The 1030-nt window shown below is 66.1% G+C and carries 2 protein-coding genes; both read right to left on the reverse strand.

Going from position 1 to position 1030, the window contains the following annotated elements:
* On the reverse strand, positions 1-587 hold a 587-nt coding region (locus Mrose_RS18425; protein ID WP_245970030.1), incomplete at its 3' end, for an IS630 family transposase.
* The gene (locus tag Mrose_RS18430; RefSeq protein ID WP_119280673.1) at positions 485-1003 is read right to left on the reverse strand and encodes a winged helix-turn-helix domain-containing protein; all 519 of its coding nucleotides are present in this window, start codon (positions 1001-1003) and stop codon (positions 485-487) included. The genes Mrose_RS18425 and Mrose_RS18430, both read right to left, overlap by 103 nt.
* Positions 1004-1030: the final 27 nt, after the last annotated feature.

Consider the following 1030-nt stretch of genomic DNA (forward strand, 5'->3'; position numbering starts at 1 on the left):
CGCTCTTGCAAAGCCTCCAAGCTGGGGAAGCTCTCATTGGCCACCGCTTCCCGCAGCAGAGGCACCACCGGCTCCGCCGGGGAGAGCTCCGGGGTGTAGGGCGGTAGGTGCAGCAGCAGCAGACCGGGCGGTACCTGGAGGTCTTTGGCCCGGTGCCAGCCCGCGTTGTCCAGGAGCAGCACCAGGACCTTCCTCCCCTCTGGGTCCACCTCCCGCTGGAACTCCTGTAGGGCCAGGCTCATGAGCGCGCTGTTCACCGTGGGCAGGATCAGGAAGGTGCTCTTCCCACTGGCCGGATGCACGAAGAGGTAGACGTACAGCCATTCATAGCGGCTGCGATGCAAGGCCAGAGGCCGCTGTCCTTTGAGCGCCCAGACCCTGCGCACGATCGGCTTCAGGCCCAGGCGGGCCTCGTCCTGGGCCCAGACCTCCACCGCGCGCGCTCGCCCAGGGTAGAGCCGACGCTGTTCTTCGACCACCTCGGCTAGCTTTTTTTGAACGCCGCCCGCGCCTCGGCCGTGGCCCTCTGGGGGTGCCTGGGGCGGGGGCGTTGCAGGGTGAAGCCCAAGCGGCGCAGGTAGGTCCAGGCAGTGACCTCGGCCATGGTTTTGCCGGTGTGCTCCTTCACCCAGCGGGCCACCTTGGGGGCCGTCCACACCCCCCCGTCGGGGGGGCGCTCTTGCAGGGCCCGCCCGAGGGCTTGTTGCTGCTGTTTGCTCAGCAGAGCCCGCTTATCCCCTCCCGGGTTGTAGCGGTGCTTATCGATGAGCCCTTCGGGTCCCTCGGCGTTGTAGCGCCGGATGAGCTTGTAGGCCCAGTTCTGGCTAAACCCGGTGGCCCGGCTCACCGCCAGGGTGCTGGGGCGGTTCTCCCGGGTCTGCTGGGCGTACAACCAGATCACCTGCCAGCGGGTCTTCTCCTTGGCATCCTTGCAGCTACGGTAGCGCTGTTCGAGTTCCTCCAGGCTCAGGTGGGGGTGTAGGGGTATGGCTTTGCTCGGCATGCATTATTATCTACATAGGTTTGGTAT

The organism is Calidithermus roseus (genome assembly GCF_003574095.1).
GTDB lineage: Bacteria > Deinococcota > Deinococci > Deinococcales > Thermaceae > Calidithermus > Calidithermus roseus.